We start from the raw sequence: 2200 nt of genomic DNA on the forward strand, positions 1-2200 counted from the left end.
TATTTGCACCGGCTGGCGCTGCGGCCCGGACTGTTCGATCGGCTGGGCGGCGACCTGGTCAGCCAACCCAGCGTTGAATTACTCCGCGCGGTAATCACCACCCATCTGGACGCCGTCGAGTTGGGCAAGGAGTCGCTGCACGCCACGCTGGTCGTGCGGATCATGGAATACGTCCGCGCCCACTTGCGTGAATCCGACCTCAGCGCCGGCCGCATCGCCGCCGAGCACCACATATCGGTGCGCCAGCTCTACCGAATCCTGGCCGACGAAGGCATTTCGCTCGGAGACTGGATCCGCGCGCGACGACTCGAGGAATGCCGCAAAGACCTAACCTCCACGGGCGCAAATGATCCCGTCTTCGTGGTTGCCCGCCGGTGGGGGTTCACCGACGCCTCTAGTTTCGCGCGTATGTTCCGGGCCACGTTCGGCATGTCGCCGCGCGAATGGCGTGAGACCAACCGTCACCGACCTCACTGAGCGTCAAGGCGCACGAGGCTGCCTCGTCGTGTGCCAAAGGGCTGTGCACCATCTGCCAGATCTGGGTGAGGTCGCGCATTTTGTGCCCACACCGACCTAGCGTTGGAGTCCGCACCTCCCTGTTGCGAGGTGTGGCCAAATCCAATGATGGGGCAGATCATGGCGGACCGCGACGGTCAGCCGGCCCGGGAGCCCATCGGAGCGTCGCTGTCGTCGGGGTCCGCGTCGGCCGTGCCGCAACTCAGCGGGGCCCAGTTCGATCGGATGACGGCCTACGGGGCGGCGCAACCGGTGCAGGTGGGCGACGTCGTGTTCGGCCCCGGCGACGTCGACTACGACTTGATCCTGGTCGAGTCGGGGTGGATCGAGATCGTCAGCCCGGCCACCGGCGAGGAGCCAGAGTCGGTGGTCGCCCGGTACGGCCCCGGGGGATTCCTGGGCGAGCTGAACTTCCTGACCGGGCAGACCGCCTATCTGATGGCGCGGGTCACCGAGGCGGGCCGGATCCATCGGATTACGCGAGGGCAGTTTCGTCGGTTGATGGCCGCCGAACCCGACCTGTCCGACATTTTGGTGCGCACATTCCTGGCCCGCCGCGACCTGTTGCGTGAAGGACCCGCGGCCCGCGCCATCGCCATCCTCGGCAGCGAGTTGTCGGCGGACAGCCTCGCGCTGCGGAGCTTCGCCGCCCGTCAACGCCTGGCCCACCTGTGGGTTGACGCCGACAGCGCCGCAGGCCGGGCGTTGGCCGAATCGACGCAGATCACCGCGGCGGATCTGCCCGCGGTGATCACCGGCCACCAGGTGCTGCGCCGCGCCACCACCGGGCAGATGGCCCGGGCCCTCGGATTGGCGTACCGCCACATCGGAACCAAACCCGTGGACCTGACCGTGATCGGCTCAGGCCCGGCCGGGCTGGGCGCCGCGGTCTACGGCGCCTCGGAAGGACTAAACACCGTCGTCCTGGACGCGGTCGGCGTCGGCGGGCAAGCCGCCGCCAGCTCCCGCATCGAGAACTATCTAGGCTTCCCCTCCGGGCTCAGCGGGCAGGAGTTAACCCAACGCGCGGCCTTGCAGGCGATGAAATTCGGCGCCCAGCTTTCGAGCCCGTGTCGGGTGGTCGACTTGGACACCGAAGGAGCCCACCTGACTGTAATGCTTACTGACGGCACCACCATCGAGTCCCGCGCCGTGCTGATCGCCACCGGAGTGCGCTACAACACGTTGCCACTGGAGCGCTGGATAGAATTCGAAGGAGCGGGAATCTATTACGCCGCAACGGAACTGGAAGCTCGCGCGTGCCGCACCGAACCGGTGACAGTGGTCGGTGGGGCGAACTCCGCCGGCCAGGCCGCCCTCTACCTGGCATCGCGGAACTGCCAAGTGACTGTGGCGGTGCGTGATTCAGACGTGGCCGCCACCATGTCGTCGTATCTGTTGGCACGGCTGATGGCCGACCCCCGCGTCACGATCCGAGCCAACACAGAAGTCACCGGCCTGTCCGGTGGGTCGTCATTGCAACGAGTCACCCTCACCGACAATTCCACCGGTGACGTATCGGAACACCCGTGCGCCGGCCTGTTCTGCTTCATCGGAGCCCGACCGGCAACCGAGTGGCTTTCCGACCTTACCCTCGACGGGAGGGGTTTCATCCGTACCGACGCCCAGCTGGACCCCGAAGAACTCGGCGCCACCTGGACAGCGCTGGGGCGCCCACCACTGC

At 66.9% G+C, this 2200-nt stretch carries 2 protein-coding genes; both read left to right on the top strand.

The features are described from left to right. Positions 1–477 (top strand): helix-turn-helix domain-containing protein (locus WAN71_RS28490; RefSeq protein ID WP_422228534.1); only part of this gene is annotated, 477 nt, incomplete at its 5' end. A gap of 159 nt (positions 478–636) precedes the next feature. Next, the coding region (locus WAN71_RS28495; protein WP_422228535.1) for an FAD-dependent oxidoreductase at positions 637–2200 on the top strand (1564 nt) is incomplete at its 3' end.

The organism is Mycobacterium sp. (assembly GCF_049280035.1).
Lineage (GTDB): Bacteria > Actinomycetota > Actinomycetes > Mycobacteriales > Mycobacteriaceae > Mycobacterium.